At 45.7% G+C, this 25,915-nt stretch carries 26 protein-coding genes; 16 read left to right on the top strand and 10 right to left on the bottom strand.

Features of this window, described 5'->3' with window-relative positions:
- Positions 1-126: 126 nt before the first annotated feature.
- From R7Q48_RS06280 to R7Q48_RS06270, 3 genes are read left to right on the top strand one after another with little or no spacing between them, the layout of a single operon-like run.
- Positions 127-777, top strand: coding sequence for a Qnr family pentapeptide repeat protein (locus R7Q48_RS06280; RefSeq protein WP_130545287.1), 651 nt, complete (start codon positions 127-129; stop codon positions 775-777).
- 9 nt (positions 778-786) lie between these two features.
- A complete protein-coding gene (locus R7Q48_RS06275; RefSeq protein WP_005383281.1) occupies positions 787-1,098 on the top strand; it encodes a cupin domain-containing protein in 312 nt (103 codons plus the stop codon).
- Between the two features lie 38 nt (positions 1,099-1,136).
- Entirely contained in the window at positions 1,137-1,757 is a 621-nt protein-coding gene (locus R7Q48_RS06270) for an HAD-IB family hydrolase (RefSeq protein ID WP_130545288.1), read from the top strand.
- A 116-nt stretch (positions 1,758-1,873) separates the two neighbouring features.
- Here the strand turns inward: R7Q48_RS06270 and R7Q48_RS06265 are convergent, their stop codons facing one another.
- Positions 1,874-3,052 (bottom strand): lytic polysaccharide monooxygenase, encoded by a 1,179-nt coding sequence (locus R7Q48_RS06265; RefSeq protein WP_031813569.1) that lies wholly within the window; start codon positions 3,050-3,052, stop codon positions 1,874-1,876.
- 214 nt (positions 3,053-3,266) lie between these two features.
- A complete protein-coding gene (locus R7Q48_RS06260; protein WP_031780811.1) occupies positions 3,267-3,707 on the bottom strand; it encodes an Lrp/AsnC family transcriptional regulator in 441 nt (146 codons plus the stop codon).
- 114 nt (positions 3,708-3,821) lie between these two features.
- On the opposite strand from R7Q48_RS06260, the gene R7Q48_RS06255 reads away from it, so the two are divergent.
- Positions 3,822-4,406 carry a LysE family translocator gene (locus tag R7Q48_RS06255; protein ID WP_062730858.1) on the top strand — a complete coding sequence of 195 codons (585 nt, stop codon included), beginning with the start codon at positions 3,822-3,824 and terminating at the stop codon, positions 4,404-4,406.
- Positions 4,407-4,584: 178 nt separating this feature from the next.
- A complete protein-coding gene (locus R7Q48_RS06250; protein ID WP_017821025.1) occupies positions 4,585-5,358 on the top strand; it encodes a siderophore-interacting protein in 774 nt (257 codons plus the stop codon).
- A gap of 99 nt (positions 5,359-5,457) precedes the next feature.
- Here the strand turns inward: R7Q48_RS06250 and R7Q48_RS06245 are convergent, their stop codons facing one another.
- Positions 5,458-6,330 carry a LysR family transcriptional regulator gene (locus R7Q48_RS06245; RefSeq protein WP_017633836.1) on the bottom strand — a complete coding sequence of 291 codons (873 nt, stop codon included), beginning with the start codon at positions 6,328-6,330 and terminating at the stop codon, positions 5,458-5,460.
- A gap of 80 nt (positions 6,331-6,410) precedes the next feature.
- Entirely contained in the window at positions 6,411-7,217 is an 807-nt protein-coding gene (locus R7Q48_RS06240; protein WP_256903108.1) for an arylamine N-acetyltransferase family protein, read from the bottom strand.
- Positions 7,218-7,510: 293 nt separating this feature from the next.
- Here R7Q48_RS06240 and R7Q48_RS06235 point away from each other — a divergent pair, with 293 nt between their 5' ends.
- The 5 genes from R7Q48_RS06235 (at position 7,511) to R7Q48_RS06215 (ending at position 11,978) form a co-directional block, all read left to right on the top strand.
- Positions 7,511-8,659: an S-(hydroxymethyl)glutathione dehydrogenase/class III alcohol dehydrogenase gene (locus tag R7Q48_RS06235; RefSeq protein ID WP_213901572.1), complete on the top strand. Its 1,149-nt coding sequence runs from the start codon at positions 7,511-7,513 to the stop codon at positions 8,657-8,659.
- Positions 8,660-8,721: 62 nt separating this feature from the next.
- Positions 8,722-9,561, top strand: a complete 840-nt coding sequence (fghA, locus tag R7Q48_RS06230) for an S-formylglutathione hydrolase (protein ID WP_256903107.1) — start codon at positions 8,722-8,724, stop codon at positions 9,559-9,561.
- Positions 9,562-10,005: 444 nt separating this feature from the next.
- Positions 10,006-10,461 carry an oxidoreductase gene (locus R7Q48_RS06225; RefSeq protein WP_256903122.1) on the top strand — a complete coding sequence of 152 codons (456 nt, stop codon included), beginning with the start codon at positions 10,006-10,008 and terminating at the stop codon, positions 10,459-10,461.
- 5 nt (positions 10,462-10,466) lie between these two features.
- The gene (locus R7Q48_RS06220) at positions 10,467-11,564 is read left to right on the top strand and encodes a GGDEF domain-containing protein (protein ID WP_053303994.1); all 1,098 of its coding nucleotides are present in this window, start codon (positions 10,467-10,469) and stop codon (positions 11,562-11,564) included.
- Between the two features lie 24 nt (positions 11,565-11,588).
- Positions 11,589-11,978, top strand: coding sequence for a hypothetical protein (locus tag R7Q48_RS06215; RefSeq protein ID WP_256903106.1), 390 nt, complete (start codon positions 11,589-11,591; stop codon positions 11,976-11,978).
- A 92-nt stretch (positions 11,979-12,070) separates the two neighbouring features.
- Here R7Q48_RS06215 and R7Q48_RS06210 read toward each other — a convergent pair whose 3' ends face one another.
- Entirely contained in the window at positions 12,071-12,874 is an 804-nt protein-coding gene (locus R7Q48_RS06210) for a Cof-type HAD-IIB family hydrolase (protein WP_054729173.1), read from the bottom strand.
- Positions 12,875-12,968: 94 nt separating this feature from the next.
- On the bottom strand, positions 12,969-13,856 hold the full coding sequence (locus R7Q48_RS06205; RefSeq protein ID WP_005383264.1) for a LysR family transcriptional regulator: 888 nt from the start codon (positions 13,854-13,856) through the stop codon (positions 12,969-12,971).
- Positions 13,857-13,982: 126 nt separating this feature from the next.
- Here R7Q48_RS06205 and R7Q48_RS06200 point away from each other — a divergent pair, with 126 nt between their 5' ends.
- The 3 genes from R7Q48_RS06200 (at position 13,983) to R7Q48_RS06190 (ending at position 17,260) form a co-directional block, all read left to right on the top strand.
- Positions 13,983-14,849, top strand: coding sequence for an MBL fold metallo-hydrolase (locus R7Q48_RS06200; RefSeq protein WP_256903105.1), 867 nt, complete (start codon positions 13,983-13,985; stop codon positions 14,847-14,849).
- The gene (locus R7Q48_RS06195) at positions 14,843-15,463 is read left to right on the top strand and encodes a DsbA family protein (protein ID WP_025631368.1); all 621 of its coding nucleotides are present in this window, start codon (positions 14,843-14,845) and stop codon (positions 15,461-15,463) included. Before R7Q48_RS06200 ends, R7Q48_RS06195 begins: the two co-directional genes overlap by 7 nt.
- 117 nt (positions 15,464-15,580) lie before the next feature.
- The gene (locus R7Q48_RS06190) at positions 15,581-17,260 is read left to right on the top strand and encodes an RluA family pseudouridine synthase (protein ID WP_053350103.1); all 1,680 of its coding nucleotides are present in this window, start codon (positions 15,581-15,583) and stop codon (positions 17,258-17,260) included.
- 97 nt (positions 17,261-17,357) lie between these two features.
- Here the strand turns inward: R7Q48_RS06190 and R7Q48_RS06185 are convergent, their stop codons facing one another.
- Entirely contained in the window at positions 17,358-18,698 is a 1,341-nt protein-coding gene (locus R7Q48_RS06185) for an MATE family efflux transporter (protein WP_005374400.1), read from the bottom strand.
- A 507-nt stretch (positions 18,699-19,205) separates the two neighbouring features.
- Between R7Q48_RS06185 and R7Q48_RS06180 the strand changes: the two genes are divergently transcribed.
- The gene (locus R7Q48_RS06180; protein WP_053308037.1) at positions 19,206-20,354 is read left to right on the top strand and encodes a GGDEF domain-containing protein; all 1,149 of its coding nucleotides are present in this window, start codon (positions 19,206-19,208) and stop codon (positions 20,352-20,354) included.
- Positions 20,355-20,357: 3 nt separating this feature from the next.
- Here R7Q48_RS06180 and R7Q48_RS06175 read toward each other — a convergent pair whose 3' ends face one another.
- Positions 20,358-20,639: a hypothetical protein gene (locus R7Q48_RS06175; RefSeq protein ID WP_005374405.1), complete on the bottom strand. Its 282-nt coding sequence runs from the start codon at positions 20,637-20,639 to the stop codon at positions 20,358-20,360.
- A gap of 132 nt (positions 20,640-20,771) precedes the next feature.
- Positions 20,772-21,056: a pyrimidine/purine nucleoside phosphorylase gene (locus R7Q48_RS06170; RefSeq protein WP_005374407.1), complete on the bottom strand. Its 285-nt coding sequence runs from the start codon at positions 21,054-21,056 to the stop codon at positions 20,772-20,774.
- 328 nt (positions 21,057-21,384) lie between these two features.
- Between R7Q48_RS06170 and R7Q48_RS06165 the strand changes: the two genes are divergently transcribed.
- Both R7Q48_RS06165 and R7Q48_RS06160 read left to right on the top strand, forming a co-directional pair.
- Positions 21,385-21,888 (top strand): DUF2850 domain-containing protein, encoded by a 504-nt coding sequence (locus R7Q48_RS06165; protein ID WP_005374408.1) that lies wholly within the window; start codon positions 21,385-21,387, stop codon positions 21,886-21,888.
- 369 nt (positions 21,889-22,257) lie between these two features.
- Positions 22,258-24,804 carry a glycosyl hydrolase family 18 protein gene (locus R7Q48_RS06160; protein ID WP_213973025.1) on the top strand — a complete coding sequence of 849 codons (2,547 nt, stop codon included), beginning with the start codon at positions 22,258-22,260 and terminating at the stop codon, positions 24,802-24,804.
- Positions 24,805-24,972: 168 nt separating this feature from the next.
- Here R7Q48_RS06160 and R7Q48_RS06155 read toward each other — a convergent pair whose 3' ends face one another.
- Positions 24,973-25,830: an alpha/beta hydrolase gene (locus R7Q48_RS06155; RefSeq protein ID WP_017633823.1), complete on the bottom strand. Its 858-nt coding sequence runs from the start codon at positions 25,828-25,830 to the stop codon at positions 24,973-24,975.
- Positions 25,831-25,915 lie beyond the last annotated feature (85 nt).

The raw sequence follows: 25,915 nt of genomic DNA, 5'->3' as shown, positions 1-25,915 counted from the left end.
AAAACGCTCGTTTGCCCCCTTAAAATCGCGATTTGAGGGGTTTGTAAAGCACTGAAATACAAGAAGTTATTTTTCTGGAAAATCAGTCACTTGGAGTGCTAGTCTACTCGCAGCTAAGGAGAAGACATGTTAAAAACCGATCTCATTTTTGAACGAGAAAACTTTTCTCATCACGATTTTCAGAATGCTACCTTTAAAAACTGCCACTTTTATATGTGCTGTTTCGACCATGCCGATCTGCGCGATGCTAAGTTCATCGACTGTCGCTTTATCGAATCCAAAGCGCTAGAAGGGTGTAGTTTTCGCTTCGCGAACTTAAAAGACGCTAGCTTTACGAACTGCATGTTGGCGATGAGCCTGTTTAACGGCGCAAATTGTATGGGCTTGGAGCTGCGTAAGTGCGATCTCAAAGGGGCAAACTTCCAAGGTGCGAACTTTGCTAATCGCGTCAGTAACACCATGTTTTTCTGTTCTGCTTTTATTACTGGCTGCAACCTCACCTACTGTAACTTCGAGCGAGTGTTACTAGAAAAATGTGACCTCTTTGAAAACCGTTGGAACGGTGCGAACCTTGCTGGGGCAACTCTCAAAGGCTCGGATTTATCTCGCTGCGAATTCTCGCCAGAACAATGGGGAGCCTTTAACGTTGAGCAGTGTGATCTGACTCATGTCGAACTAGACGGGCTGGATGTTCGCCGCGTTTCTCTGTTTGGTGTTAAAATTTGTGATTGGCAACAAGAGCAATTGCTTGCGCCTTTTGGACTGATCATTCTCTAAGGAAAGGCCATGAACCTGTTTAAAGACTTACCGAATAACCTCGACGAGGAAGTGTTCGAAGACCTGCTGACCCACAAAAACCTGCGTATAGAACGCATTGTCTCAACGGGGCAAACCTCTCCCGAAAGTGGCTGGTACGATCAAGAAGAACATGAATGGGTCTTGGTTCTTAAAGGAGCAGGTGAGCTGACTTTTGAATCAGGTGTCGTGCAACGACTTGAGGCAGGCGATCACGTTACGATTCCAGCTCATACCAAACACAAAGTGAGCTGGACTGACCCAACGCAAGAAACCATCTGGTTGGCGGTGTTTTATCAATAAACACAAAACGATCTTAAACCAAAAAATAGGCGCTGAGTTTGCTCGATACTACTAAGCCGTCACTGGCACTGTTTGATTTTGATGGCACCATCACCCGAGAGGATATGTTTAGCCTTTTCCTCCACTATTCTGCTTATGGCCTGCGCAAACGAGTAGGAAAGGTCGCTATCATGCCATTTTATGCGCTGTACAAACTCGGAGTGTTACCCGCTCGTGTTATGCGCCCTCTCAGCAGTTTTATTGCATTTTCAGGGAAAGAAACGCAGAAAATTGAAGCGATTGGCACTCAGTTTGCCCATGAAGTGATCCCGCTGTACTTACGGCCAGAAGCGATGGAAAGGCTGGCTTGGCATCAACTTCGAGGCGATACCATCGTAGTGGTGTCGGCATCACTCAATGCGTATCTCAAGCCTTGGTGTGAGGCGAACGGTTACCACTTGCTGTGCAGTGAACTGATCTCAGAACAGCCAAAACTGAGTGGCTTTTACCAACAAGGTGATTGCAGTTTAGAAAGAAAAGTCTCACGCGTGAAAGCGGCGTTTTCGCTCGACGAGTTTGCGTCTGTTTATGCCTACGGTGATACGCATGAAGACATTCCGATGCTCAAACTGGCAGACTACGCGATGCTCAACTGGAGCGAGTGGAGAGCAAGCGAATAACGATATGTGCTCTGATTTTCAAGACAGCCACTCAACCAAAGTGGTCGTTTTAGACTGAAAAAACAAACCCTTCTCACATGAGAAGGGTTTTATTGTTCAGGGCCCGAATAAATGGCTTAACGCCATACACCCCACTGACCCGTTGTGCCTGGTTCCTCACCAGACGTCCACCATTGGGCAGTCCATTCTTTACCATTGTGTGTCACCACATCACCTTGGTTGTAAACGGCCGTCTTGTCCCACAAGTTGGTTGGTTCAACTGGTGGCGGTACATCCGCTTTGATCAGTGACAACGCATAACTGAAGTCTGCACTTGGCGCTAATACTTGGTTTGCATTCACGTTCTTACTATCGAACATGTAGTGGTTCATCTCTTGATGCCAAATGCCAACATACCAATCGCCCGTTTGCTGCGCGTTAAATTGATCTGCTATTTCTGCAGCCCAAGTCGCCGTATTGTTTGCGCTGATTGGTAGTGAAATATCGACAATTTCATTCCCCGTCGCATTAAACGTACGGAAACGCACCGTATCGCCAGACTCTACTGGCCCAAAACCTTGCTGAACAAAGTAGCCTAGAGATGTCAGATTGTTGCCCGGTTCGGTTGGATCAACAGGGTCAGTCGGTGGCGTCGTGCCCGTTCCGTTTAACGTAATGTCACTACAGTTGTAGAAACCTTCCCCAGCGACATCAATGCGCTGCCAACGAGTATAAAGCACCGCATCGCCGGAACGATCAGCAGGGAAAGTCACCTGAATACGGTAGCGTTTTTCCGCATCAACATACACATCACCTGCGGTGTCGATCAGCTCTAAATCACTCCAAGTAAGAGGCTTTGAATCATCATAAGTTGGCTTGGTGAGATAGAATTCCCAGTACGATGGGTTGTGCGGCGCTTTGCCGTAAAACACCAATTCAATCTGGTTGTTTGCATCTGGCGTAACATTGGTGCGCTGCCAGTTTGGAGAAGGAATGTTCAAGCCTTTCTTAGCCGCATCGCCGGCAGAACACAGTTCACCGTCGCGAACCACGGCTTTCACATGCTCCATATCTCGGTAATTTGGTACGTTCGCCGCGATTTCGCTGCGTTGCACAAACGGATACGCGCCAGATTCTTCAAAAGCCGCTTTACACGCTTGGTTAGGGATCTCGTTGGTCCAAAAGCCACCGTCTAAGTAACACGTATTTTGACGAGCACTTGGAAATTCTACCCAGCCGTGGGCGTTGACGTTAAATGAGCTCAATGCGGCAACAGCGCTTAAGCTCAAAAGAGGAAGTGTTACATGTGATTTCATCGTTCATCCTTAATTTTGCTGACTCGCCGCTCTGAAACACAAGCGGTTTAAGCAAAACTAGCAGGATGGGATTATTTAGAAGGTGAGAATAAATATGGAAATTGTAAGAGTGCCATCTGCTTTCCAGCATTTGTTGTGAACCATTCTCATACTCGACTGACTCTTTCGAGTCACTTCAAATTCATGTGCCACAAAAACTGTCACTCTCGTTTGGCTATCGCTCGTCTTTTGGTGTGTCCATCACCACCATGGTTGTGATCGACTTGACGTGTTCGCACTCACCCAACACATCAGCATGGAACGCTTTATAAGCGGCGAGATTTTGCGTCTCTACGCGTATGAGATATTCGTTAGATCCCGTAATGTTGTGACATTCCACCACCTCGTTTACAAAACGCACATGCTCTTCGAAACCCAGCTGTGCCTGCTTAGAATGCGAGGCCAAACCAATCGACACATAAGCGACAAAACCCACGCCAAGTTGCTGATTATCCAGTACTGCTCGGTAGCCTTTGATCACGCCTTTACGCTCTAAATCTTGCACTCGGCGTAAGGTGGCAGATGGAGATAAACCAACGCGTTCCGACAGCTCTACATTGGAGATTCTTCCGTCGCGTTTAAGCACTTGCAATATTCTTTCGTCAAATCTATCCATGATGATGTTTCATTGCTTATTTGGTTTCTAATCATCAAATAAAAGCACAATATTGACCTCAGTTCTACTTATAGTTGTTCTTTACTTATCGAGAACTGATTCAAGGAACAATCTATGGAATATCATCAACTGGGCGCTTTGGCGTTGTTCGCTTTTGTCTCCACTTTTACGCCGGGTCCCAATAACATTATGTTGATGACCTCAGGGGCAAATGTCGGCTTTAAACGCACTATCCCACATATGTTGGGCATTACCTTTGGCTTTGGTGCCATGCTAATTTTGGTGGGCATTGGCTTGATGAGCCTGTTCCACGCATATCCAATTACACACTCCATTTTGAAAGTGTTGAGCTTGAGTTATTTGCTGTACTTGACGTACAAAATCGCCACCAGCGACAAAACCGAAGCAAAACACGATTTTCGCCCAATGTCTTTTTTAGGGGCTGTCGCATTCCAATGGGTGAACCCAAAAGGTTGGTCGATGGCGTTGACGGCCATTACGGTATACAGCAGTGGCGGTGCATGGCTCGAACTGACTTTTATCGCCGGTATCTTCTGCTTAGCTAACTTGCCATCGGTAACATTTTGGACGGCGGCAGGTATGCAATTGCAGCGTTGGTTGACCACCGATAAACGCGTTAAGGGGTTCAACTACAGCATGGCTGCGCTGTTGCTTTTGTCTACGATTCCAATGATATAAGTCTATTTTGGGTTAAAAAACGACTCACTTTACGTAATTGGGAAAGGACAGATACTGCATTTTGCTTGAGGCTTTGGCGTTAATTCACAGTGTAAATTTGTTTAAAGACGCTACCCTCTTGTTAGGGAACTTGATAATCTTTAAATGAGAAAGAGAATAATTATCGAGTAAAGTAACAATGAAAAAGAAGCCTCAACCTAAAACGCTTGTTGTCACAGACACAGAAACCATCACTCCAAACATGCAGCGCATTACCTTGCAAGGTGAGGCGCTGAGCCACTTTCCTCGTGACTGCGAAGGCAGTTACATCAAATTACTGTTTAACGATATGGGCGGCGCGGATCTGAGCATCCTGCCAGAAGACGACCGACCAATCATGCGCACCTACACTATTCGACGCTTTCATCCAGAAACCAGTTCAATCGAAGTGGATTTCGTCCGACACGTAACGCAAGATCTGCAATGCGGATTTGCAGCGCGTTGGGCAATGGCCGCGCAAAAAGGCGACACGATCAGCATCGTGGGGCCGGGTAGCATCTCCAACTTAAATACTGAGGCGGATTGGTTCTTCATGGCTGCCGATATGACGGCACTTCCAGCACTTTCTGCGAAAATTCGTACGCTGCCAGAAGAGGCCAAAGGCTACGCTGTGATCAGCGTGATGTCTCCAGCCGACATTCAACCCCTAAACACGCCAGCCGGTATGGAGTTGATTTGGCTAACTGAACAGCAAACCTTGGCTGATAGCGTTCGCGAACTGGAATGGTTAGATGGTAACGCTTCGGTATGGTGTGCCTGTGAGTTCGATTCAATGCGTGCGCTGCGCCAATATTTCCGCAATGAGAAAGAAGTCGATCGCGAGAATATCTACATCAGCAGCTATTGGAAGCAAGGCGTGTCTGAAGATGGGCACAAAGTGATTAAACGTGAAGACGCGGAATCCAACCAATAGTGGTTCATTTATTTCCAGTTCAAGCGCTTATCCCAATAAAAACGCCCGGCATCACCGGGCGTTTTAGCAACTTCAGTTGTATTAAAGTTCATGAAAACTCTAATCCGCTAGTTCCTGCGCTAAAAAGTCGATCAACAACCTCACTTTGGGCGATAAATTTCGGCTTTGTGGATACAGTGCCCAAATGCCTTCACGGTCGTCTCGGTAATCGGTCAGCACCTCGACTAGCTCACCGTTATCTAGAGCTTCTTGAACGTAATAGTCCGGCAACTGCACTAAACCCAAACCACGTTTGGCGGCGCCCATTAGCGCAAAACCACTATTGCATTTAATTCTCCCCGATACGCGCAAAGACTTATCGCGTTTATTTTCCTTAAAATGCCAATAATCGACCGAACCAACTAGGCACTGATGTCGAGCCAGTTCGGATAATGTGTGAGGCTCGCCAAATCGCTCCAAATACATAGGGCTAGCACACACGTAATTTTGACGCGACGAAAGACGCTTTGCGATCATGCTGGAATCTTGCAGGCGGCCAAGACGAATCGCCACGTCTACCCCTTGCTCTATCAAATCCAGTTTTTGATTGGTCAGAACTAAATCGAGGTCCACACGCGGGTACTTCTCCAAAAACTGATGCAAGAGCGGTGCGAGGTTCATTTCCCCATAGGTCACAGGCGCTGTCACACGCAGCAAACCTCGCGGTTCGGTTTGCATTTGCGTTACAGCAAGCTCAGCTAGTTCTAGCCCTTCGACCAAGTGTTTGCACTGCTGATAATAAAGCTGTCCAGCTTCAGACAGAGAAACTTTTCGCGTCGTGCGATGCAGTAACTTAACCGCAAGACGCTCTTCAAGTGCCGATACGCGGCGACTGATTTGTGCCACTGATGTTTTCAGTTTAGCCGCGGCAGCTGTAAAGCTGTTAGTTTCCGCTACGGCAACAAACTCGCTGACTCCTTCCCAATTCGCCATGCTGTATTCCTGTCGACCTCTTCTAGACAAATAGTGATTACATTGTTCTCGTCGCGCTACGCTTTGAAAACGGGAAAACTTTACGCGTCAGGTAACGGACGAAGATCGTCGTATTGCGCATCAAGCTCAATGCCAAAATATTCTTTCAACGCATCCAGGTAGGTTTGACCTGGCTCTAGCTCTATTTCTGTTAGCTCTTCATGATTGGTGCATCTGAGTGTGTAGTTAAGCAGCGTCACCAACCCACTTTCTGTCGCTCTAGCAGCGACTCTTGCGCTAGTAAAACGCGAATTAGGCGAAGTCGAGGTAAAGAAGTTGCTACATGCAATGTCACCAGCAAACACAAACTCTAGGTCAAAGCTGTATAGATTGTTCCACGTGTCCGTTCCATCGGTTGAAAGCACTTGGAGGAAATAACCAAACTGAGCATCTTTGACAAAACGGAAGGTTTGTAAATCCGTCTGAATCACTTGGTCAAGGATAAATGGCAATGGCGCTCGAGGGGTATTGGAGCCAAAACCCACATCGACAATCCATGTTTGTTCCTCTAACGTCACTAACGTGATTTGATGACTACGACCTGTTGGTGTACCAGACACATGTACACGCCCTAGCAAACTTCGCGCTTCAAACCCAAGAGTGTTGAGCACATCAAGCATTAAACCATTTAATTCAAAGCAGTAACCACCGCGAGAGTGGTACACGGTTTTTTGAATAATATCTTCAATCTCAACAGAGACGCCTCGCTGCAATGCGATGTCAAAATTCTCAAACGGCAGGCAACGATGCTGCGTCACGTGAATTCTGTGCAATGACTCCAAATCGGCGGGCAATTCACTAGGCAAGCCTAGCTTGGTTAAATAGGCACTCAGATCCGTCTTATTCATAATCACTCTTACTTAGCTGATGGTTTGACAGTTTTCTACTTTAGCCCCTCTATCTAACTTCAGGTCAATCACCTTTTCCATTTCCCTTCCGCTTTAAGGAGGCATCGCACTCTTTTTACACGCTCACCTTATCATTATTACGCATATGTAAAAATCATTTTCAAAATGGACGGATTATCATTTTTACTGAAACACCTAAAATGAGCACCAACAAAACGACGAAGCGCGGTAAGCAAACCTTAACTACGCTTATTACGTCACTCCATATACTGAAAATATAAAGGAAACATCCAATGTCGCTTGAAATCAAACCTGGTCAAACTCACATAAAATCAAAAGCAATGGTCGCTTGGGCTGCAGGTGAGCCGCTTAAAATGGAAGACGTTGATGTACAACTTCCAAAAGCCGGCGAAGTGCTAGTACGCATCGTAGCAACTGGTGTTTGTCACACTGACGCATTCACACTATCAGGTGACGATCCAGAAGGTATCTTCCCTTCAATCCTTGGTCACGAAGGTGGCGGTATCGTTGAAATGGTTGGCGAAGGCGTAACAAGCGTTGAAGTTGGCGACCACGTTATCCCACTTTACACTGCTGAATGTGGTGAGTGTAAGTTCTGTAAATCTGGCAAAACGAACCTATGTCAGGCCGTTCGTGAAACGCAAGGTAAAGGCCTAATGCCAGATGGCACAAGCCGATTCTCTATCAACGGCGAAACTATCTTCCACTACATGGGTTGTTCTACTTTCTCTGAGTACACGGTTCTTCCAGAAATCTCACTAGCGAAAGTAAACAAAGAAGCACCACTTGAAGAGGTTTGTCTTCTAGGTTGTGGCGTAACCACTGGTATGGGTGCGGTATTAAACACAGCTAAAGTAGAAAAAGGCGACACCGTTGCTATTTTCGGTCTAGGCGGTATCGGTCTTTCTGCAATCATCGGTGCTCGCATGGCTGGTGCAAGCCGCATCATCGGCGTAGACATCAACGAAAGCAAATTCGACCTAGCGAAACAACTTGGTGCTACAGACGTAATCAACCCACAAAAATTCGACAAGCCAATCCAAGAAGTGATTGTTGAAATGACAGACGGTGGTGTTGACTACTCATTCGAGTGTATCGGTAACGTAAACGTGATGCGCCAAGCACTTGAGTGCTGTCACAAAGGTTGGGGTGAGTCAGTCATCATTGGTGTTGCTGGTGCAGGTCAAGAGATCTCAACTCGTCCATTCCAACTGGTAACTGGTCGTGTATGGCGTGGCAGCGCTTTCGGTGGCGTTAAAGGTCGCTCTGAGCTTCCAGAAATCGTAAACCGTTACATGGCTGGTGAATTCGGCTTACAGGAGTTCATTACCCACACAATGGGATTAGCAGACGTCAACAAAGCGTTTGATCTGATGCATGAAGGTAAGAGCATCCGAACAGTTATCCATATGGACCAATAATGCTGCCTCAGGCTCTCCTTTTGGGGAGCCTGAATTCCTTCTGCTAATTAGAGAGTTTATTCATGACCATTGAAAATGTAAGCCAAGCCAAAGTGTTTGGCGGTTGGCACAAGCAATATACACACGAATCCAATGCCCTAAACTGCACCATGCGCTTCGCGATATTCTTGCCACCTAACGCAACGAAATCGAATCCCGTACCCGCGCTATACTGGCTCTCTGGTTTAACGTGTACCGATGAAAACTTTATGCAGAAAGCGGGCGCATTTCGTATGGCGGCCGAGCTTGGCATTGCGATCATTGCACCAGACACAAGTCCGAGAGGCGAAGGTATCGCTGACGACGAAAGCTATGACCTAGGAAAAGGAGCTGGCTTTTACCTTAATGCGACGCAAGCACCTTGGTCACTGCATTACTGTATGTACGACTATGTGACTGAGGAGTTGCCTGCGATCATCGAAAGTAACTTCCCAATCTCTGACGTGAAGTCAATCTCCGGTCACAGTATGGGCGGCCACGGAGCGCTCACCATTGGTCTGAAAAATTCAGAACAGTACCGTTCTATTTCAGCGTTCAGTCCAATCAGTAACCCAATGCAATGCCCTTGGGGACAAAAAGCCTTTACTGCTTACTTAGGCAAGGAGCTTGAAAGCTGGAAGCAATACGATGCAAGTGAACTTCTAAAACAACAACAATCACCATTACCAATTTTGGTTGATCAAGGTGATGCTGATGGCTTCTTAAATGAGCAGCTTAGACCGGAAGCGCTGATTGCTGCGGCAAAAATACACGATTCAAACCTAACCTTGAGAATGCAACCAGGCTATGACCATAGCTATTACTTCATCTCAAGCTTTATTGAAGAGCACCTCAACTTCCATGCAAAATATTTGTTTGCATAGTTAATTTAAGTAAGCTCATGAAATAAAAAATAAAGTCACCAAAACTAGGTGACTTTATTTTCTTTACGTACTAACAAATACATATCTGAATATCGATGATTTAAATATGTAAAATAATGTAACTTAAGAACAAATTCGACGTCCATTTCTCGCCTTATTAAATTCTCATTTCCGACACGGCATCTTTATTAAAAATGATACAAAGTTGCACTAAAAAGTAATTAAATACCGCGAAATCATTACGAAACTCTACCATCATCCCAATACTCTGAGCTTTTAATTAAGAAGCAACTTAATAACCTTGACGTGACGTAAACCGACAGTTATTTTTGAAACATAACGTATTATAAAATCTCATCCGGTTGGCTCTATAATTATAAATAAATTACCGCTAGCACCTTTGTCCTAGCTAAGAAAAAAGAATAAAACTCAAAAGGGCATATGATGAAAAAGATAGTCGCGCTAGGTCTGTTTTTTGTTGCGCCATTCTTGTCTGCAAATACGATCGTATTTAGTAGTAGCCAGCAGCCTAGTGTCATACTGGAACTGGAAGAGATCCAAGCTTTACCTACCACTAGCTACACGATGACATTGCCTTGGCTTCCTGCCTCGTCAGAATTTTTAGGCGTTAAACTCAGCACGCTTCTTACACACGTCTACGGAAAGGTACCAGAGCAGGTTGATATCAGCAGCTTAAACGACTATCACTCGACATTGTCCCGAAAAGATATTCTTCGATATCAACCAATACTGGCTTATCAACAAGATCAGAATTACATAAAAGTCAGGAATAAAGGCCCTTTCTGGGTGATATATCCACTCAATCTCTATCCAGAGCTAAACTACAATAAATATCATGCGCAAATGGTATGGCAAGTAAATGAAATAAAAGAAAAATAATAAGAATGAAGTTATCAGAACCCTATTCTAAGAAACAAAGAATATTGCAATATTCTACCACCAGCAAAATGCTGCTGGTGGTGTTTGCCGTTTCTTTGCTTCTCGCGAATGTCGTGCTTTTACAGCAAACACGTTCACTCTCACAAAATTTTAATAACGAACAAAAACAAGCGACTTGGTTTTTATTCCAACTCTCCAAAGAACTATCAGAACTTGTCGGCGAGGCCAGACGGTTAGATGAAAACGTATTGAATATTGATGGTGCAGAGCTTCAATACGAGTTAGCGTGGAGTCGCTTTGACTTATTGACCAGTAGCACGAAAGCCAATAAGTTCTTTTCTCGGAACAACATGCACCTTTACTTCATTAACCTTTTTGAAGAGTTCAAAGAGCTAGAAAAACAACTAGTAGAAGCTAGAACAGGTGATAGCCAAGCTGCTGCTGCATTTTATCGTTCAACTCAAACACTATATTTAGGCTTAATAGACTTCGTTAATCAAAACTTCCGTCTAAGCAGTAAAGCTTATGAAGCACAAAAAGGTCAAACCCAGCGCTTAATGCAAGCACAATATATGTTGTTTGCGACGTTCGTTTTGTCGATTATCTCTTTAACTTATTTCTTTTATCGTGAATCCCATTTTCATAGAAAATTGGCGCTCAGCGACCCTTTAACGAACCTAGGGAACCGCAATGCACTATTCATTACCCTAAACAAATTTACTCAAGAAAAAAGGCCCTTTTCTCTCTGGATTCTAGATTTAAATGGTTTTAAAGAAGTCAACGACACACACGGACACCAAGTTGGCGACACTGTACTGCGGGAAATCGCTAGGCGGCTTAATTCTATGACACTCAATGATTTTACTGTTTATCGCATGGGAGGAGATGAGTTCGCGGTTATCCTTGAAGGTGAGCATCTCAATGAAGAGAACGTACGTGAGCAGATAAATACCGTCTTTGATGCACAAATATTAAACTCCGATAAAGTCTCAACACTTTCAACAAGCATGGGCTTAGCGCAATACCCTAAAGACAGTGACAATGTTGACTTTCTTATCAGCATAGCGGATAAGCGCATGTACAAAATGAAATTTCAACGTTAAACGGTATATATGATGAGAAAGTTCATGCAAGTACTGCTTCTACTGGCAGTCATTGCGGCAGGTGTGTTGGCTTGGGTATTTATTCCATCGCACGAAACCATCGGGCAAAAAACGCTTGAGCAGGCACTCAACGACGACTACAGCCTCGTTGGACATCGAATCTACTCAACCGATCCGGATGCTGGCAACCGATTCGGCTACTTCGTATTGGCAACGGGCCAGAGCATTGAAGAGCAAGAGCCGTTTTTGGTCACTTCGGATCAGTTTATTCGCATGGAGCAAACGGGTGATAATACCTTGTCTGTGGCCGTCAATGGCCGTATTTACCATTATCATAACGACTTGTGGGTGCCAAAATCAGACGGGAAATTGCAACACTTTTTAGTCAGCGCAACCGCCAAATACGTACGCTAAAACGGGAACCTTACTCCCCCCAAAAAAACAAAGCCCCGCATGTACTGCGGGGCTTTTTACGTTAAGAAGAAAGTAACATCGAAAGGAGGGCGTTACTTCGCTAACACTTTCTCTTTAATCACTTTGAGTACCCCAGCCTCTTGGTTGCTTGGCGCAGAATAACGAGCAATTTTCTTAATCTCTTCGTGCGCGTTGGCAACCGCGTACGAATGCTCACTGACTTGCAGCATTTCGAGGTCATTGAGGTAATCACCAAACGTCATTGTTTCTGCCGGAGTAAAATTCATCGTCTCTTGAAGGTGCTGAATGGCCGCGCCTTTAGACGCCTCGGCATTCATCACATCCAGCCAAATTTTTGCGCTCACTACGACTTTATGCGTTGCGCCAAACTTCGCGTTCATGGTCGGGAACAGGAGCTCTTCCGAACCGTCAAAGTGACAAATTGCTACCTTAATAAACTCGTCTTCGACCTCAAGCAAATCCGTCACATATTCACAGCGGTGGTAGTACTTTTGAAATTCTTCCAGCGATTGCTGATCATGCGTTTCGATGTACGCCGAGCGCTTGCCACACAATACGATGTTCGCCCCGTCAATCTCACGAGCCGCTTTCACAATCTCCAACACTTCCGCTTTAGGAATGGTACAACTGTAGAGCTCTTTGTCTTGGTACATCACTAAGGTGCCGTTTTCAGCCACATACAACAGTCTGTCTTTGATTGGCGCGAACGTGTCTCGCAGACTGTAATACTGACGACCAGACGCAGCGGAGAACAAAATACCTTGCTCTTCCAGTTGCAAAAACAGATCGAAAAACTCCGGATCCAAACGACCGTATTGGTCAAGCAATGTGCCATCCATATCGGAAGCAATAAATTTGATGCGAACTTGTGACATTAACTAAAACTCTAAATGACGCTGCGAAAATATATCCATGTAAGGTACAGGATCTTGTATGAATCTCAAGTCGGGATGACGACGCCTTTCGCTATTACCAAGGATGCTGTTTAAAGTAATCTTCACTGTGATCGATGAAAGCTCTCACCGCAGGAGACAAGTGTTTACGTGATGAATACAGCGCGTAAATGTTGAGATCATTTGGCTTCCAATCCGGCAACACCGACTCAAGCTGACCCGATTTGAGATAGATATTGCTCAAGTAAGTTGGCAACATCGAAATACCCATGCCTTGTAAAGCGCCATGCAATAACGCCGTGGCCTCATTGCTGGTTAGGCGACACTCAATTCCCACCGATTCGAACTGGTCGCCCTGAGACAAATGCCACACGTGACGCTCAAAGTTTTTGTATCCCAAACAGTCGTGTGAAGATAAATCTCGCGGATGCGCGATCGCGTGGTGAGTTTGCAAATATTGCGGTGATGCTACCAACACCGATTCGCACACCGCAATCGGCTTACCAATCAAAGAAGGATCGGGATCTGACGCAATTCGGATCGCCAGATCGATACGTTGTTCGGTTAGATCACTCACTGAATCTTGCAGATCTATGTCGATATGCACTTTGGGGTGCTTTTGCATAAAACTGTTTACTACGGGGATCAACTGTGAGAATCCAAATGAAGTACTAGACGCAAGACGGATTTTTCCGGACAGCTCACCATCAGCGGCAATGTTCGACGTTAATGTATCGGCCTGTTTTAACCAGCGCTCAATCTGAGGCAAGCTGCGCTCCCCTGCGGTGGTGAGCGACACCTTGCGCGTAGTGCGGTGCAACAAACGAGTTTGCAACCAGTTCTCCATCGCCTCTACGTAACGAGTCACCATTGGCCGAGACATGTCTAACCGCTCTGCGGTCGCGGTAAAACTGCCAGAATACACCACATCCACAAACACTTTTGCTGCCGTTACTCTATCCATACATTTGCTCGAAATAAGAAATAGTGATGTACATTATTGTGTATTTTTCCGAGCGTATCAATTTCCTAATATAGCTCCCGTTCCCAAGCCATGGTCGCTTGGCCCCAAATTCTTTAGGAGCTTATTATGAAAAAATTCACTTTGATTACTGCATCCATTTTAATGGCAAGCCCTGTTCTAGCGGCAAACCACTCTCCCCTTACTCTTGAGGTTTACAACGCCGACGGTAACAGCTTCCACGTAAACTCAACTTTGGTATACGGTGAGACTGACGCCATGGTTATCGACACTGGATTCACCAAAGCTGACGCGATGCGCATTGCCGCTAAAGTGTTGGACTCAGGCAAAACACTTAAAACCATTTTTATCAGCCAAGCGGACCCAGATTACTACTTTGGCGCAGAGGCCTTACACCAACAGTTCCCTGATGCGCAGATCATCACAACGCCTGCGGTTCAAAAAATTATTAAAGAGAAATTGGCTGGAAAGCTGGCGTACTGGGGACCAAAGCTTGGCGCAAACGCACCAGTAAAACCAGTGATCCCTGTCGCGTACGACAAAACATCATTGGAGCTAGAAGGTCATAAGATTGAAATTCGTGATAACCATGGCACATCAGCACACCGCCCTTACCTATGGATTCCAGATAACAAAGCGATTCTAGGTAACGTAGCCGTGTACTCAAACGTACATTTGTGGATGGCAGATGCCGCTGACCAAACCGCCATCAATGCTTGGGAGCAGCAACTTAGCGAGATGCTTGCGCTTAAACCTCAAGTGGTCATTCCTGGTCACATGAAAGCAGGCACAAAGCTGAACGCAGACACCATTCGCTACTCGCAACAATACTTGCAGGATTTTCAGCAAGCGAAAAAACACAGCAATAACAGCGTTCAACTCATTGACACCATGTCAGCGAAATACCCAGAAGCTCAATTGCCAATCGCGCTAGAAATCGGTGCTAAAGTGCATACTGGTGAAATGTCATGGTAACTGTGCATTACTTCTTCGATCCCATGTGTGGTTGGTGCTACGGGGCATCACCACTCATCGAAGCCTTGATGGACACCTCTCAATTTAAGGTAGAGCTTCATCCCGGCGGCATGATTGAGAAACGCGCGATTGAATCTGAATTTCGTCAGCACATCATCAACAGTGACGCTCGTATCGCAACCGAAACCGGAGCAACGTTTGGTGAAGCATATCTGCAACGCGTGAAAAGCGACGATGCGTTTGTTCTTGATTCTTATCTACCAACACAAGCGATCTTGAGTGCGGAGAAAATGGGGCTGAATCCATGGCACATGCTAAAGGCCATCCAATCCGCGCATTATCAGCTCGGGTTAAAAGTGAATGAAGCATCGACGCTCAAAGCCATTGCAGAATCGCTAGGTTTAGCAAACGATGCGTGGGAGCAAAACATGACGTTAAGCGAAGCCGAACTAAACGAGAGAATTCGCTCTAGCCGACAGTTGATGCGCCAGTTACACGTTGGTGGTTATCCAACCCTGATTGCAGAAGTAAATGGCGAGTACTTGACCTTGCCGCACTCGGCCTACTACGACAAACCGGCACAGTGGAAGCTTGCATTACAAAAACTGCAATAAACTCTTCCCCACTCGCTCTTGTCCTTAATCCAAGAGCGAGTGCACACACCGACATGGCAATCCTGACTCAAACAGGTACAATCCTCGCTCGAATTTTTACTCGCGCGGATACCCACCATGCACTCGCCTGAACATTGTTTTACACGTTTTACTGCTGATACTTCTGACTATGAATTACCAACGCAGTTTACGTTTCCGTTCTACTACACGCCGCATCCTCTTTGCGTTATGGCCGCAAAGCAATTGCAACAGCACTTATTAGCGCAAACCGACTTCGAACACGATTTTGGTTTGGTTAATGAAGAAACGGGGCGAGGCAAAATGTTTGGCGTATTGCTGGTAAAAAGCCCTCAAGGCGAGCTCGGCTTTTTAAGTGCGTTTTCTGGCAAAATTGCCGACCAAAACTTGATTCCAGGATTTGTCCCTCCTGTGTACGACATGCTGACCGATGAAAGCTTCTTCCGCGCAGAAACGGATGCCATCAACGCCGCCAATGCGGAGTACAAAACCTGTGCTGCGAATCCGGAATTGGCAGATCTTAAAGCGCAAATCCAAGCCGACCGAGCCGCTTATCAGCAAGAGGAGCAAACACAGCGCCAAGTGATGATTGATGGCCGCGCCGCACGCAAACGACAGCGCCAACAGGGCGAGCAAACGCTCAATGCCGATGATCTCAAAATCTTGTTGGATGAGTTGGGTAAGCAAAGTGTCGCCGAGAAAAATGTTCTCAAATACTTAAAGCAAGCATGGGATGAAAAGCTTGCAACCAAAGAAGCACGATTGGCCGAGTTAGAGCAGCAACTTGCTCACCTGAAAGAGCAGCGCAAGACGCTCTCCAACGCTTTACAGCACAAACTGCATAAACAATACCGCTTCCTAAACAGCCATGGCGAAACACGCGACTTGGTGGACATTTTTGCGGACACCACAAACCCAATCCCACCAGCAGGTGCGGGGGAATGTGCTGCGCCAAAACTGCTCCAATACGCATTTAAACACAGATTCAAACCGCTGGCGCTGGCAGAATTTTGGTGGGGTGTTTCGCCAAAGTCTGAAGTTCGCCAACACAAAAAATTCTACCCATCGTGCAACAGCAAATGTCAGCCGATTTTGGGCCATATGATGCAAGGGCTGGATGTCGAACCTAACCCATTGGCGGAGAATTGGGCAGAAGACAAAGAGCTGGAGATAATCTACCAAGACGACGCTATGGTCGTCGTCAACAAGCCCTCGGGCTTACTTTCAGTGCCGGGTAAAACCATCAAAGACTCTGCTTATACTCGCCTACAAGCGATGTTCCCTGATGTGGAAGGGCCGTTTGTGATTCATCGCCTCGACATGGCGACCTCTGGCATTTTGGTGTTTGCCTTAACCAAGCGCGCGAACAAAAGTCTGCAAAAACAGTTTATGGCTCGCGGCGTACAAAAACGTTATATGGCACTGCTCGAAGGCGTATTAAACGAGCCGGAAGGGGAAATTTCACTGCCAATGCGTGGTGACCCCGACGACCGCCCACGTCAACTGGTGTGTTTTGAACACGGGAAACATGCGGAAACCTACTGGCAACTGATTGAAGTCAAAGATGGACGCAGCAAGGTATACATGTATCCGAAAACCGGGCGAACTCACCAACTACGTGTACACAGTGCTCATCACATGGGGTTAAACATGCCAATGGTTGGTGATGGTTTATACGGCGAAAAAGCGAATCGCTTACACCTGCATGCTGAGATGCTAGAGCTGGATCATCCATACAGCAAAGAGCGTATGGTGTTCAAAGCTGAGTGCGAATTCTAACGTCTTCCAGATTTTAAATAACAAAAAGGCACTGACTATCAGTGCCTTTTTTGGTTTCTAACAACAGAATAAGCGTGATGCGCGATACCGAAAACCGTTAGCTCACCTTAAACTTGGTCCACACCTGAGAACGCCAACGCCTTGCCATGATGATACCACGCACCCATTCATCGAGTGCGATTGCCATCCAAGCCCCTAAAACGCCATAACCCAAGTGGATGCCAAAGATGTAAGAGAAAAGCACGCCTAGTCCCCACATACTCAAAATCCCCATTTGAACAGGGAACTTGATGTCACCCGCGCCTTTGAGCCCCGCGATAAAAATCAGGTTAAACACACGTCCGGCCTCGAGCAAAATTGAGCCCATGACTAACGAACCTGCCAATGCGAGTATCTCTGGTTGATCGGTAAATACGCGCAGAATCTCTTCTCTAAACAGGTAAATCAGTGTGGTTGCCGCCGTTGATGCCACAAATCCCACTAAGAAGTAGATTTGTACGCGTTTTAAAATGCTGCTCACCCAACCTTTACCGATGTAGTAACCAGTCTGAATTTGCGCTGCCTGACCAATTGCCAACGCGAAAGCAAACGAGAAACGGGCAATGTTTTGTGCATAAGTGAAAGCCGCCAACGATGCCGTCCCCATTTGCACCACAAAGTACACAATGCAGATTTGCGCCACGTTGTAAGACAGCACTTCACCCGCGTTCATACCGCCGATTTTTAAGATCTTTTTGTAAATCTCTGCCGGTACTTGTTTCATAGTCGACATTGGTAGTTCAATGCTACTGCGAGCGAGAATAAACCATAACATTAACGTACCGATGACTTGGCTGACGACGGTTGCTATTGCTACACCTTGCACACCATACACAGGTAAACCGAATGGCTGGTAAAGCGCAATATAGTTACCAATGATGTTGAACACACCCGAGATCAAATTCACCACCATTGGGGAACGTGAATAACCATGACTACGCAGAATAGTTGTAAAAACAACGCCAATCGTAACGTTAAACGTCATCGCACCGCTTATCAGCAGATATTCATGAGCGTACTGCTCGACTTGCGCTTCCAAGCCGTAATACGGGAGTAGATACATCGCACCAAGCACGGCAATCACACTCAATAGCACACCGACGAGCACAGACAACGCAATACTCGCAACACCAACGCTCACTGACTCTTGCTCGCGTCCAGCGCCATTGTATTGGGCAATCAAAATCCCCGTACCGCTACTGACAAACGTCGAAACGATGATTAAAAAGAAGGTAATCTGCGTGATCACACCAACAGCGGATACGGCTTTGTCTGAGTAGCCACTCAGCATGAACACGTCACTGGTTCCTAAAGCCGTCCGTAGCAAAATTTCGACAAGAATTGGCCAAGCTAATGCCACGATGGACATTCGTTGGTTGATGTTTTGGCTTTTAGGCATGCTTGTAACCTTTCCTACAACTAAAAACTGCCTCACAATATTTGTGAAGCAGTTTAAAAATAGTGACTCGAACGAAGCTCGATATGAGGTTGTGATTTAGCGCGGATTCTAGTCGCATATTGGTCATAACGACAACAATATTTCGCCCTGTTTCGGAAAAATATTTCTAATGCATTTTCGAAACGACATATGCCTTGACGATACGTAGAGCAGAGATTGGTGAACAATACTCTCAATCAACGAGCACCGAACAGAATCAGGATAATCAATAGAAATGTGTCTAACTAGATACATTACTTTGAGTTATCAGTCCAACCATATAGAGCCATGAAGAACCGTCATGAAAACCTGCATGCGCCACCATTCCTCTTTGAACACTCGCACCAAATCACACTGATGGCTTTGCACTAAAAATGACTGATATCACATTTGGAAACTTTGTTGTTCTATTTATCGCGAAAATACCGCCTAGAATAAGCGTACACGTTAATTAAGCAAGGATACATAATGTCGACATTGGCTGGGGCGCGCTTAGAAGAAATGGCGGACATCCGTTCAACAAGAAAAAAGAAAATTGTCTTTTTATGCTCCAGTATCGCCGCTGCCTGTTTAACTTATGGTTCCATTGCTCAATCACTTGAGAATAACTGGGGTTTAAGCTTTTTCCATGCTTTGTGTGCCTTGGCATGCTTAGCAATCAGTTATGTAATAAAAGTCCAGCGGCACCATCAATACGCCGACTTATGGCTAAGTGCTGTCTTAATGTTCGAAGGGTTATTGTTACTTCTGTATAACGACGCTCCGTCAGGCAAAATGTTATGGCTATATCCTATTGTCGCCACTCTGGTATTAATTAATGAGTTTAAGGTCGGTCTGTTGTTCAGTGGTACCTACATTTTACTGATCTTTTTTGGGGTCGCTTTTTTAGATCGACTGCCAGCAGCCACAGAAATCATAGAGCGGAGATTGATGCTGACCCTGATAGCGACCGCGTTTGTGTGTCACACGTTCTCGTATTACTACACGAAAGTCCTCAATTACATTCAAACACTGTATCGTGAGGGGATTGAGGAGTTAGCATATTTTGACCAGCTCACTGGGCTTGCCAATCGCTGGAGCTTTGAGACTTGGGCGCGCGCAAAGCTCGATGAAATCAAGCACTCATCTGATGACAGCATCACCGCATTGGTTTTTCTCGATATCGATAACTTCAAGCACATCAACGACACCTACGGGCACGATATTGGTGACCAAGTACTTCAAGCCTTCGCAACTCGATTAAAAAATAACATTCGCAACAAAGACAGAAAAACAGATAAACACGACTACTCCATCGCTCGATTTGCGGGCGACGAGTTTGTAATCATGCTTTACGATGTAAAAAGTAAAGATGACCTCGACAGCATCCTAAAACGGATCGTAAATCTGTTTCCGACAGGTTACCGAAGCTACGATATGATTAACGAGTTAACGATGAGTGTAGGTGCTGCTATCTATAAGCAAGATGCAAAGGATTTGTCTGAATTGACTCGATGTGCAGATAAAGCAATGTACGCAGCTAAACATACTGGTAAAAACCAGTACGCCTTTTATGAGCACTGCAATACGGAAGAACAGTCAACATCTGATGCACCAGCGGTACCAGAAGCTTGCTAATGACTAAGCGAACACATGCATCACCCAAAGCCCCACAACGAGGAATACGATTAACCACACTACTTGCAACGTTCTGTTCGGCTTGTCTTGCTGACGAGTGGGGTGATCTTTAAACGCACGGCCCTTCATTTTGCCCATTAAGCTCTTTCCTAGAGCACGTCGATAAAATTCACGTCTCTTATGAGCGGCGTTGGCAACTTCGGTAAAGCGCTGTCTTTGCTCATTGGTGAGATCTTTATCCTCGTAACGAGGAGGGAGATCAGAATGCTTGCGTTGTACTGCCATCACTTCCTCCCTGGTCGATGGGTACATTTTTATTAAGTATATACCCAAATAACCAAAAAGATGCGTTATAAGTGAAGCACATAGACGAAAAAACCACCCGCAGGTGGTTTTATGACGAGCAACAAATGAACGCTAGAAGTACTCACATAAATACGCAGTCGCTTCTTTCACTTGAAGCTCAAATGAAGAATTACCTTCCACTTCAAAAAACTCACCACTTTGATAAGTCGTCCAATCGCTCTCGCCAACACGCTTGACCACAAGCGCACCTTTTACAACCGTCATACGCTCTGGTGCTTGAGTACCAAACGTGTACTCACCAGGAAGCATCACACCAACGCTAACTTCCTGATCTTTCTGGTTAAAGCCTAGTGATTTTACACTACCAGCAAAATAGCTATTTTCCTTAATATTCATTATTGGTTTCCTTATCAAAAGTCCGCTCTTTTTTACCTTGTTTCTTTCCGTTACTCAAGCTTTGAAAGCCATTAAACTCAACGTAATAACGCACATCCTTTGCTACTGAGCGAGAACCTCTTTTCGCGAGGATTAATCAGGCGACCTAAACCGAGCAAGAAAACCTGCGAAGTAATGAATGTGAGCAAACAACAAAACCATCAATAAGATGTGTATCTGAATGTAAAAGTGGACATTAGATCATAGTTTCGTCGTCTCAATGGCGGGATTGTTTGTTTTTAAAAAGGAAGGTTTCCACCATGTTAAAAAAGTGGAGAAAATTAGATCTATGACGGACTCGACTCGCCGAAGGCGAAAAGCACGACAAGAACCAAAACTTTCATTTTTGGCTCGCCACCAATCAAAAATCCTCAAGAGTACATTTGTCTGCTTCGGGATGGGTCTGTTGACGTTTTTTGGCTATCAAATCCACCTCTCCTATCAAGACCACATTGATCCGGAAAAGGTGTACGGCGAATGGATTGAGATTGGCGCGCCACCCTACCAAACAGAACGTCTCGTTTTCACTGAAGATGGGGTATACCGAAACCATCGACTTATTACGACGGAATTTGAATTCGATGGCAAGGTCATCACGTTGAATACCGGATTAGGAAAGACAGCGTATCAGATCTCGGGCTCTCATCTTTCACCTCAAATACGCCGTATTGAGCCTCTTATTCCAGATCAGCGATTCATTCGTAAAGGATTTGAGCATACCGTTCAGGGCTCAGAAACCGGTGCAGCCTCTAAACGTCGCGCCGCGTTGAGTGAACACTTCAGCCGTGACTAATACGTCTTCACGGCTATTTTTCCTTTCAATTCTCTTTCTATATCAATGAAACAAAACCTTAATAAACAACAAAATAAGGCCTTCATCGCATTTAACTAACTCGTTACTGAGTAAACAATAATTTTAGTTTCTGCTGAGATTTTATAAATTATTGACTCAGTCTGACACTTTCTGTGTAACAGAGTGCGAGTTTTAGTTAAGTTCTCTCAAGTGCCTCGAAAACCGTCTTAATTTTTTTTGACGAAAAAAAACTCTCTGAAATGCTGAGTGTGATGCTTTTGCACGTGGAGTAAATCCAATCATCTTATCTGGTGCAAGAGCAGCCTATGTTCTAGGTAGAACATGAATCCAAGGATTGAGAGAGAAGTTATGATTCGATTTAACCTATGTGCAGCTGGAGTTGCTTTAGCGCTATCAGGCGCTGCAGTTGCGGCTCCAACCGCACCAAGTATCGATATGTACGGTTCCAACAACCTTCAGTTTTCTAAAATTGAACTCGCGATGGAAACCACGTCAGGCTACTACGACATGGTGAAATACCATGAGCAAGCGAAGATTACTGTTAAATTTAACCAGTGGAGTGGCACACCTGGTGACACTTACAACGTCTATTTTGATGGTGTAAAAGTAGCAAGCGGCCCTATCACTGGTAGCCAAACGACAGCTTCGTTTGAATACGGCCAAGGTGGCTTATACCAAATGGAAATCGAAGCATGTGATGCGACAGGTTGTGCGAAAAGCGCACCAGCTGAAATCACAATTGCAGATACCGATGGTTCTCACCTGAAGCCACTAACGATGAATGTTGATCCAAACAACAAAACCTACAATACCGATCCAAGCGTCGTGATGGGTACGTATTTTGTTGAATGGGGCATCTATGGCCGTGACTACACCGTCGATAATATGCCGGTCGACAACTTGACTCACATCCTTTACGGTTTTATCCCAATTTGTGGCCCAAATGAGTCTGTGAAGTCTGTTGGCGGCAACAGTTTCAACGCGCTACAAACTGCTTGTACAGGTGTGCCTGATTATGAAGTCGTTATCCATGACCCTTGGGCTGCTTATCAGAAGAGCTTCCCACAAGCTGGTCATGAATACAGCACGCCTATCAAGGGTAACTACGCAATGCTAATGGCATTGAAACAACGTAACCCTGATCTAAAAATCATCCCATCGATCGGTGGTTGGACACTGTCTGACCCATTCTTCGATTTCGTGGACAAGAAAAACCGTGACACATTCGTCGCATCAGTTAAGAAGTTCCTGAAAACTTGGAAATTCTACGACGGTGTTGATATCGACTGGGAATTCCCTGGCGGCGGCGGTGCAGCAGCCGATAAGGGCGACCCTGTAAACGATGGCCCAGCATACATCGCACTGATGCGTGAACTGCGCGTAATGCTTGATGAATTAGAAGCTGAGACAGGCCGTACTTACGAGCTAACGTCCGCTATCGGTGTCGGTTACGACAAGATTGAAGACGTAGACTACGCAGATGCAGTTCAGTACATGGATTACATCTTCGCAATGACTTACGACTTCTACGGTGGTTGGAATAACGTTCCTGGTCACCAAACTGCGCTTTACTGTGGTTCATTCATGCGTCCTGGTCAGTGTGACGGTAGTGGCGTTGATGAGAACGGCGAACCGTACAAAGGTCCTGCTTACACAGCAGATAACGGCATTCAACTTCTTCTTGCTCAAGGCGTTCCTGCAAACAAGCTAGTACTTGGTACAGCAATGTACGGTCGTGGCTGGGAAGGCGTAACTCCAGATACGCTAACCGATCCAAACGACCCAATGACAGGTACTGCTACAGGTAAACTGAAGGGCAGCACAGCGCAAGGTGTTTGGGAAGATGGCGTAATTGACTACAAAGGCATTAAGTCATTCATGCTAGGTGCAAACAACACTGGTATTAACGGCTTCGAGTACGGCTACGATGCACAAGCAGAAGCACCATGGGTATGGAACCGTACTACGGGCGAGTTGATCACATTTGATGACCACCGTTCAGTGCTAGCAAAAGGTAGCTACGCGAAGTCTCTTGGTCTTGCTGGTCTATTCTCTTGGGAAATTGACGCGGATAACGGTGACATTCTAAACGCGATGCACGAAGGTATGGCTGGCAGTGTGGTTCCTCAACCAAACCGTAAACCAACAGCCGCAGCTGGCGCAGATCAATCGGTAACAGGTCCTGCAAATGTGGTTCTAGATGGCAGCCTGTCAAAAGACTCTGACGGCACCATCGCAAGCTACGCTTGGGAACAAGTATCTGGCACAGCAGTGGTACTAACAGGTGCAAACTCAGCGAAAGCAAGCTTTGATGCAGCAGAAGTTACTGTTGAAGAGCAATTAACTTTCAAGCTGACGGTGTCTGATAACGAAGGTGCAACGGCATCTGACCTCGTTGTAGTAACAGTGAAACCAGCAGGTGTTGTTGACCCAGTGAACAGCGCACCAGTAGCACAAGTTGTTGCTCCAGCAACAGCAAACGCTGGTGACGTTGTGGTTGTAGATGCATCTGCGTCTAGCGATGCAGACAACGATACCCTGACATTCAACTGGACTCTACCTCAAGGTCTGAATGCAACGGTTGAAGGCTCTAAAGTCACGTTCACTGCTGCGGAATACCCGCAAGACACAAGCTTAAGCTTCACTGTAAGTGTGAGCGACGGTAAAGCGTCTTCATCGGCAAGCGCGACTGTGGTTGTTGCACAGTACACAACCGATCCGAACCCTGGTACTTGTGACAACGCATGGGATGCGAGCGCAGTGTACACAGGTGGTAACCAAGTGACTCACGCAGGTAAAACGTGGGAAGCGAAATGGTGGACTCAGGGTGACGATCCTAGCCAATCTGGCGAATGGGGCGTTTGGAAAGAAGTTGGCGTAGCTAACTGTAACTAATTTCAGCCTTGCAGACGTTCTGCTAAATAAACAAAGGACAGCTTCGGCTGTCCTTTTTGGATTTAACCTCTTAACGAAGAGAGCAACACCAGAGACGAAAAAATCTGAGGTGTTACTTTCAAATCGAATTAGCGCAAAACGGAGCGAGTCAATCAGTAAAAGTAAGGGTTACCAAGCACTATCGAGCAAACGGTCAAAACTACTGAAGACTTGCTCACACTTCATCACTCGACCATGCCCCTGACCTTGTGTTGTCACTAACTCAACGTTTTTAATCTCTTCAGCCGCTTTTGCCGAGACACTGTATTTGGTGAACTTGTCTTGCTCATCATGAATAATAATGGTGTGAGACGGACGCTCAGACAAACGCTTCATCGGATCAATGGACTGTAACGGATAACCAAATTGGTCTTCAACTTCTGAAACCACAGCATTAAAAAGCTTCATCGAGTAACCGGAACGTGCAATGCTACCGAATAAGTTCTCTACGTAATTTAATACCGGAGCAATAAGCAGCAAAGGCTTGTTTTCTAATTTGCTGTGTCGGCACTCAAGAGCAGAAGCGGTGCCCATGCTGTGCCCAACTAGGCCAACAATATCCTCGACCGTATCCAACACATCTTCTAATCCTCTGACAAACCCCGGAATGTGCCCATACTGCCCCTCACTCTCACCATGTGCCGGATGATCGTACGCCAAAGCAGTAAACCCTTTCGACGCAATATGTTCCATGAGAGGATAAAACTGACTTGCCGTGCCAGACCAACCATGAGTTAGCACCCAAATAGGTCCAGATCCCAAAGTATAGGTTTTGATGATGCCTGCATGCCCTTTAATTTCACCTTTGATAAGCCCTTGAGGTTCAATATTTTTAGGTTGCGTACGAGCAGGTGTCAGAAGAAGCTTGCGCGCGGTCTTCTTTGCATGTGACGGGGCCAGTGTATGGTGTAACCGAGTACTAATGTTCACCAAACTGCGCTTAATACTGAAACGTTGCGATGTATTAAAGTAAATTTTTTCACTCATAATCATGTCCTTAACTATCAGCTTTGCACAAAATAGAACGGTCGTGCTTTTTACGCTGATAAGAAAGAGCGAACTCAGCCGCTCT

The organism is Vibrio sp. 378 (assembly GCF_033339435.1).
Note: the sequence above shows the minus strand (reverse complement) of the source record. Positions and strands in the feature narration are given on the sequence as shown.

Bases quoted from the DNA above. Each gene is read 5' to 3' on its own strand.
- R7Q48_RS06200 (WP_256903105.1), top strand. From the start codon at position 13,983: ATGAAAAAATTCACTTTGATTACTGCATCCATTTTAATGGCAAGCCCT.
- R7Q48_RS06275 (WP_005383281.1), top strand. From the start codon at position 787: ATGAACCTGTTTAAAGACTTACCGAATAACCTCGACGAGGAAGTGTTC.
- R7Q48_RS06250 (WP_017821025.1), top strand. From the start codon at position 4,585: ATGAAAAAGAAGCCTCAACCTAAAACGCTTGTTGTCACAGACACAGAA.
- R7Q48_RS06210 (WP_054729173.1), bottom strand. From the start codon at position 12,874: ATGTCACAAGTTCGCATCAAATTTATTGCTTCCGATATGGATGGCACA.
- R7Q48_RS06205 (WP_005383264.1), bottom strand. From the start codon at position 13,856: ATGGATAGAGTAACGGCAGCAAAAGTGTTTGTGGATGTGGTGTATTCT.
- R7Q48_RS06170 (WP_005374407.1), bottom strand. From the start codon at position 21,056: ATGAATATTAAGGAAAATAGCTATTTTGCTGGTAGTGTAAAATCACTA.
- R7Q48_RS06160 (WP_213973025.1), top strand. From the start codon at position 22,258: ATGATTCGATTTAACCTATGTGCAGCTGGAGTTGCTTTAGCGCTATCA.
- R7Q48_RS06220 (WP_053303994.1), top strand. From the start codon at position 10,467: ATGAAGTTATCAGAACCCTATTCTAAGAAACAAAGAATATTGCAATAT.
- R7Q48_RS06235 (WP_213901572.1), top strand. From the start codon at position 7,511: ATGTCGCTTGAAATCAAACCTGGTCAAACTCACATAAAATCAAAAGCA.
- R7Q48_RS06225 (WP_256903122.1), top strand. From the start codon at position 10,006: ATGAAAAAGATAGTCGCGCTAGGTCTGTTTTTTGTTGCGCCATTCTTG.
- R7Q48_RS06280 (WP_130545287.1), top strand. From the start codon at position 127: ATGTTAAAAACCGATCTCATTTTTGAACGAGAAAACTTTTCTCATCAC.
- fghA (WP_256903107.1), top strand. From the start codon at position 8,722: ATGACCATTGAAAATGTAAGCCAAGCCAAAGTGTTTGGCGGTTGGCAC.
- R7Q48_RS06180 (WP_053308037.1), top strand. From the start codon at position 19,206: ATGTCGACATTGGCTGGGGCGCGCTTAGAAGAAATGGCGGACATCCGT.
- R7Q48_RS06165 (WP_005374408.1), top strand. From the start codon at position 21,385: ATGACGGACTCGACTCGCCGAAGGCGAAAAGCACGACAAGAACCAAAA.
- R7Q48_RS06245 (WP_017633836.1), bottom strand. From the start codon at position 6,330: ATGGCGAATTGGGAAGGAGTCAGCGAGTTTGTTGCCGTAGCGGAAACT.
- R7Q48_RS06190 (WP_053350103.1), top strand. From the start codon at position 15,581: ATGCACTCGCCTGAACATTGTTTTACACGTTTTACTGCTGATACTTCT.
- R7Q48_RS06240 (WP_256903108.1), bottom strand. From the start codon at position 7,217: ATGAATAAGACGGATCTGAGTGCCTATTTAACCAAGCTAGGCTTGCCT.
- R7Q48_RS06255 (WP_062730858.1), top strand. From the start codon at position 3,822: ATGGAATATCATCAACTGGGCGCTTTGGCGTTGTTCGCTTTTGTCTCC.
- R7Q48_RS06155 (WP_017633823.1), bottom strand. From the start codon at position 25,830: ATGAGTGAAAAAATTTACTTTAATACATCGCAACGTTTCAGTATTAAG.
- R7Q48_RS06185 (WP_005374400.1), bottom strand. From the start codon at position 18,698: ATGCCTAAAAGCCAAAACATCAACCAACGAATGTCCATCGTGGCATTA.
- R7Q48_RS06260 (WP_031780811.1), bottom strand. From the start codon at position 3,707: ATGGATAGATTTGACGAAAGAATATTGCAAGTGCTTAAACGCGACGGA.
- R7Q48_RS06215 (WP_256903106.1), top strand. From the start codon at position 11,589: ATGCAAGTACTGCTTCTACTGGCAGTCATTGCGGCAGGTGTGTTGGCT.
- R7Q48_RS06195 (WP_025631368.1), top strand. From the start codon at position 14,843: ATGGTAACTGTGCATTACTTCTTCGATCCCATGTGTGGTTGGTGCTAC.
- R7Q48_RS06265 (WP_031813569.1), bottom strand. From the start codon at position 3,052: ATGAAATCACATGTAACACTTCCTCTTTTGAGCTTAAGCGCTGTTGCC.
- R7Q48_RS06175 (WP_005374405.1), bottom strand. From the start codon at position 20,639: ATGGCAGTACAACGCAAGCATTCTGATCTCCCTCCTCGTTACGAGGAT.